The sequence below is a fragment of the Mesorhizobium sp. M7A.F.Ca.CA.002.05.1.1 genome (assembly GCF_003998335.1).
In the GTDB taxonomy this organism is placed as follows: domain Bacteria; phylum Pseudomonadota; class Alphaproteobacteria; order Rhizobiales; family Rhizobiaceae; genus Mesorhizobium.
Window position 1 is genome coordinate 1 of the sequence record NZ_RZQI01000419.1, and the last position, 5062, is coordinate 5062.

General features: G+C 63.6%; 5 protein-coding genes. 3 read left to right on the top strand and 2 right to left on the bottom strand.

Features of this window, described 5'->3' with window-relative positions; genetic code table 11:
- The coding region (locus tag EN939_RS20345) for a GntR family transcriptional regulator (RefSeq protein ID WP_164751105.1) at positions 1-514 on the bottom strand (514 nt) is incomplete at its 3' end.
- A gap of 106 nt (positions 515-620) precedes the next feature.
- Complete coding sequence (locus EN939_RS20350; protein ID WP_127269417.1) at positions 621-1799, bottom strand: NAD(P)/FAD-dependent oxidoreductase; 1179 nt, start codon at positions 1797-1799, stop codon at positions 621-623.
- A gap of 204 nt (positions 1800-2003) precedes the next feature.
- Here EN939_RS20350 and EN939_RS20355 point away from each other — a divergent pair, with 204 nt between their 5' ends.
- From EN939_RS20355 to accC, 3 genes are read left to right on the top strand one after another with little or no spacing between them, the layout of a single operon-like run.
- Entirely contained in the window at positions 2004-3206 is a 1203-nt protein-coding gene (locus EN939_RS20355) for a pyridoxal phosphate-dependent aminotransferase (protein ID WP_127269418.1), read from the top strand.
- 8 nt (positions 3207-3214) lie between these two features.
- On the top strand, positions 3215-3670 hold the full coding sequence (locus EN939_RS20360) for an acetyl-CoA carboxylase biotin carboxyl carrier protein (RefSeq protein ID WP_127269419.1): 456 nt from the start codon (positions 3215-3217) through the stop codon (positions 3668-3670).
- Positions 3671-3674: 4 nt separating this feature from the next.
- Positions 3675-5048: an acetyl-CoA carboxylase biotin carboxylase subunit gene (accC, locus tag EN939_RS20365; protein ID WP_127269420.1), complete on the top strand. Its 1374-nt coding sequence runs from the start codon at positions 3675-3677 to the stop codon at positions 5046-5048.
- Positions 5049-5062 lie beyond the last annotated feature (14 nt).

The window sequence follows — 5062 nt, forward strand, 5'->3', positions numbered from 1 at the left end:
GTGCCTGGATCTCGGTGAGCGTCACCATCATGCGCGTGTAGCGTTCCAGCTGCTGATAGATGCGCCCGACCAGTTCGATCGTCGCCTTGCGGCCGGACGGCGCGTAGAGCGCGGCGTGGAAGTTCCAGTTGAGCTGGTTCGAATACTCGCCGGTCTTGCCCTGCTCCTGGTGCTGCTTTGCACGCTCGCGGGCCAGCGCGAGGTCGGCCTCCGTCATCCTTGGAATGGCGAGGGCCAGTAGCCATGTTTCGATCCGGGCCCGCAATTCGTAGAGCTCGAGGATCTCGTCCAGGGAAATGGAGGTGACGACGGCGCCCTTGTGGGAAACCAGCGTGACGAAGCCTTCCGAATGAAGCTGATGCAGCGCCTCTCGCACCGGAATTCGGCTGACGCCGAACTCGGTGGCCAGATGCTCCTGCCGCAGCTGAAAGTTGGCCTCGTATTCGCCGATCAGGATCTTCTGCCTGATGGCATCGGCGACCTGGGTCGAGATGGTTTTCTTCTGTACGAGCATGAATCAGCCTGAGGCGGCCGCCGTGTTTGTTGACTGGCGCCGTGTTGATTGAAGAAGTGGACGCATAGCACCGTTGTCACCGCGATGCCATGTCGCCCGTTTCGCTTCAGTAGACATGTTCCTCGATAGGTTGATTGCCAGCGATCCGTTCGTAGCGGAAGGCCGACAGGTCGACAGAGCGGTACTCGCCATAGGCAATGAGATCACTGACGCCCGACCCGGTCGCCGCTGCATGCATCATGCCGTGGCCGCTGAAGCCGGTAGCCAGGACAAAGTTCGAAACCTCGGGATGCCGGCCGATGATGCCGCTGTGGTCGAAGGTGTTGTATTCGTAGAGCCCCGCCCAGGCGCGCAGCATGCGCAATTGCTCAAACCCGGGCACGCGATGGGCGAGCGCCGGCCAGATCAACTCGTCGAACAGGTCGTAATCCACATCCAGGCCAAAATCGTCCGGCTCGTTCTCGCGCACCGGCGGAATACCGCACAGGAAGAGCTGGCCTTCCGGCCGCAGCCAGAAGCCGCTCGTGTCGAAGACGAAGGGGCAGTTTTCGATCGTTGCCGGCGTTTCGAAGACGAAGACGCAGCGCTTGCTCGGGACAACCGGCAGTTCGGCGCCGGCCATCCTGGCGATGCCCGCGCTCCACGGTCCGGCCGCGTTGATCACCGTGCCGGCGGCAAGCCGGTCGCCATTGTCGAGCACCACTTCGCCGACCTTTTGGGGAGACGCCATGGTCAGTCCGGTCACCGTCGCGGCAAGATAGTCCACGCCCTGCGTGCGCGCCTTGCGGCGAAAGGCCTGCATCAGGCCGGGGCCGTCGAACCAGCCTTCGCTGCCAAGGCCGAGCGAGCCAAGGGCGAGATCGTCCGTGTTGAGCCACGGGAAGCGTCGTGCCAGATCGACCTGCTCGATCAGTTCGGCGTCGACGCCCATGCCGCGCTGAACGCGGTTCTTGGCACGCTGCGCGTCTGCCCGCTCGGGTGTCGCCAGCACGAGGTAACCGGGCTCATGCAGGCCGATGTCGGCCAACTCGTCGCCGATGGCAAGCCGCGTCTTTACCTGGCGCAGGAAGTCGATGCTGAACTTCGACATGGCAATGTTGGGCGCCGTGCCGAACTGCTGGCGGATGGCGCTGGTCGACAAGGAAGACGAGGAGGCCGTGTAGTAGGGGTCCCGCTCGATCACCGCAATACTGCCATCGAAATCCGGATTGGCTGACAGGAAATAGGCGATCGAGCTGCCGACAACGCCGCCGCCGACGATCACCACATCATAGTTCGTGCCCATTCCAATCGTGTTCCCTATCTCGAATGTCATACGCGGCGATGAAGGATTGGATACTTTCCTCTATCGACCCACCACTGGAATGAGACATAACCCGGTCTTCGATGCAGAAAAAGGGGTTTGACGCGAAAATCAGAATACATTATCCAATTTTCACCAGATATCACCTGCCCGGCAACGTCGCGGCAGCCATGACGAGGATTTCCCGTGGGCCTCATCGCTCCCCGTCTTGACGTCATCAAGCCAAGCCCCAGCATGGCGGTCACCGCGCGGGCAATCGAAATGCGCTCGGCCGGCATCGACGTCATCAGCCTGAGCGCCGGCGAGCCGGATTTTCCAACGCCTCCGCACATCGTCGAGGCGGCCTACGAGGCGATGCGCAGGGGTGAAACGCGCTATACGGCGGTCGACGGCACCGCCGCGCTGAAGAAGGCGGTGGCCGGGAAATTCAGGCGCGAGAACGGCCTCGATTACAAGCCTTCGCAAATCAGCGTCGCGGGTGGCGCAAAGCAGATCATCTACAACGCCCTGCTGGCAACGCTGGCCCCCGGTGACGAGGTGGTCGTCCCCGCGCCCTATTGGGTTTCCTACACCGACATCGTCCTGCTCGGCGAAGGCAAGCCCGTGGTCGTTCCTTGCACGGAGGCGCAGGGCTTCAAACTGACACCGCAAGCCCTGCGAGCCGCGATCACCGGGCGCACCAAATGGCTGCTGCTCAACACGCCTTCCAATCCGACTGGCGCCGTCTACAGCCCCGACGAACTTGCCGGCCTGGCCGGGGTGTTGCTCGATCACCCGCATGTGCACGTTCTGACCGACGACATCTACGAGCATATCCTGTTCGATGGACGTACCTTCCATACCATCGCCGGCGTCGAGCCGAGGCTGAAGGACCGTACGCTGACAGTGAATGGCGTGTCGAAGGCCTATGCCATGACCGGCTGGCGGATCGGCTATGCCGGCGGGCCGGAACCGCTGATCCGCGCCATGGCCACCGTGCAGAGCCAAAGCACGTCGAACCCGTCATCCATCTCGCAGGCCGCGACCATTGCCGCACTGGAAGGTCCCCAGGACTTTCTTCGCCCTCGGGCGCTCGAATTCCAGGCTCGGCGCGACCGCGCTCTGGAGCTGCTGCGCAAGATTCCCGGCCTTACCTGCCAGACGCCCGAGGGCGCCTTCTATCTCTATCCCAATTGCTCGGCCCTGATCGGCCGTCGTCGCCCCGACGGCACTCCCATCGGCAGCGACGATGATTTCTCGCTTTACCTGCTCGATCAGGCGCGGGTCGCGGTGGTGCAGGGCTCTGCCTACGGGCTGTCGCCGCATTTCCGCATTTCCATAGCCACGTCGATGGATCTGATCGAAAAAGCGATCGGGCGAATCGCCAAGGCTGTCGAAGCGCTGCGATAGGGTCGGCGATGGATCTCGACTTCGTCCAGAAGCTGATCGAATTTGTCTCGCGTTCGCCCATTGCCGAACTGGAGATCGAGCGCAATGGCGTTCGCATCCGCATGTCCAGGCAGATGGCGCCGGCGCAATCCGCGTCGCAAGCGCAATCTGCGTCGCAGTCGGGGCCAGCCGCCGTCCCTGCCGTCTTCACAAATCCGGCTTCGACATCTCCGCCCATCGCACGCTATTCGATCCGCGCGCCGCTGACGGGCGTGTTCTACCGCTCCGGCACCGAAGGTGAACCGCCGCTCGCTTCGGTTGGCGATATGGTCGTGGAAGGGCAGAAGGTTGGTGTCCTCGAAGCCATGAAGACGTTCAATGTCGTGGAATCCGATCGCGCTGGGCGGATCGTCCAGATCGCGTTCGACGACCATGCCGCGGTGCAGTCCGGCGATGTGCTGTTCGTTCTCGAAGATTTGGGCTGAGGCGATGTTCGACACCGTCCTTATCGCCAATCGTGGTGAAATCGCGCTGCGCATCCTGCGCGCCTGCCGCGACCTCGGATTGAAGACGGTGGCGGCGCACTCGGAAGCGGATGCGAGCCTTCGACATGTCGCGCTGGCGGACAGGGCGATCTGCATCGGACCGGCGGCCGCGACGGAGAGCTATCTCAACATCGCCGAGATCATCGCGGCCGCGCAACTTACCGGCGCCGGCGCGATCCATCCGGGCTATGGTTTCCTCTCGGAAAACGCCGCCTTCGCCGAGGCTGTTGAGAATGCCGGTCTCATCTTCATCGGGCCGTCCGCGGCGGCGATCCGCACCATGGGCGACAAGGTCTCCGCCAAGCGCACGATGATCGCCGCCGGCGTTCCCTGCGTTGCAGGGTCGGAGGGTGCGCTGCCGCAGGACGAGCAGGCAGTGCGCGCCATTGCCGAGGCCATCGGCTATCCGGTCATCGTCAAGGCAGCGGGCGGCGGCGGCGGGCGCGGCATGCGCATCGTGCGCGAGCAGCACGCCCTGATGGAAGCCGTTTCAATGGCGGTGAAAGAGGCGGACCGGGCGTTCGGCAACCCGCAAGTCTATCTGGAAAAATTCCTCGAGCATCCGCGCCATATCGAGATCCAGATTCTGGCGGACAAGCATGGCAGGGCGGTCTGGCTCGGCGAGCGGGATTGCTCCATGCAGCGCCGCCACCAGAAGATCATCGAGGAGGCGCCGGCGCCCGGCATCGCCCGCGAGGCGGTTGCCGAGATCGGCGAGCTGTGTGCCCAGGCATGCCTGACCATCGGCTATACAGGCGCGGGCACATTCGAATTCCTCTACGAGGACGGGCGCTTCTCTTTCATCGAGATGAACACCCGCGTGCAGGTGGAGCATCCCGTCACGGAACTTGTCACCGGCATCGATATCGTGCGCGAGCAGATCCGCATCGCCCGGGGCGAACCCCTGTCGTTCAGCCAGGAAGACATCCGCATCCAGGGCCACGCCGTCGAATGCCGCATCAACGCTGAAGATCCATACAGCTTTCGCCCGCATCCGGGCCGGGTCGAGCGCTGGACGCCGCCCGGAGGTCCCGGAATCCGCGTCGAATCGCATCTCTACTCCGGCTACACCGTCCCGCCGCACTACGATTCATTGGTGGCCAAGCTGCTGGCGCATGGCGTGACGCGAGCCGAGGCGATCCGGCGCATGAGCGGCGCGCTGGGCGAGATGGAGGCTGTCGGCATCGCCACCAACGCGCCGCTGCACGGCCTCCTGATGGACGAGCCCGGCTTCGCTGCCGGCGGCTTCGATATCCATCATCTCGAACGTCTCATTGAAGGCGGTCTGCTCCAGGGACGAGGCGGCGATGACGATTGAGGAGATCGAAAGGC

What these genes read in the sequence shown, in the direction of transcription:
- EN939_RS20360 (WP_127269419.1), top strand. Translation starts at nt 3,215, where the DNA reads ATGGATCTCGACTTCGTCCAGAAGCTGATCGAATTTGTCTCGCGTTCG.
- EN939_RS20350 (WP_127269417.1), bottom strand. Translation starts at nt 1,799, where the DNA reads ATGGGCACGAACTATGATGTGGTGATCGTCGGCGGCGGCGTTGTCGGC.
- accC (WP_127269420.1), top strand. Translation starts at nt 3,675, where the DNA reads ATGTTCGACACCGTCCTTATCGCCAATCGTGGTGAAATCGCGCTGCGC.